Below are 234 nucleotides of genomic sequence, written 5' to 3'. Positions count from 1 at the left end.
ACCTCGACCGCGATCACCAGATTGCCTTTAAGCGACAGGCCAGCGCCGAGACAGGCGACCCGCTCCCGTCGCTGGTGCGCGACGTGTCGCACACGAAGGAAGAGACCATCGTGATGATCTTCCTGCGGCAGCGGTTCTTCTCCAAGCGGCAGGAAGGAGAGGACTTCGTGTTTGTGGACCGCCAGACGCTGCTCGACGAGGTGGCTGACCAGCGTCCAGAGCACGCCACTCACC

Annotated in this window: 1 protein-coding gene; it reads left to right on the top strand. The window is 63.2% G+C overall.

From position 1 onward, the window contains the following. Window positions 1-234: DUF4194 domain-containing protein (locus tag AC3XQU_RS24980; RefSeq protein ID WP_489876776.1), on the top strand; the 234-nt coding region annotated here is incomplete at both ends.

This window comes from Telluria sp. AZSoR62 (assembly GCF_058111565.1).
The sequence above is the reverse complement of the archived record's forward strand: the minus strand, read 5'-3'. Positions and strand labels throughout refer to the sequence as shown.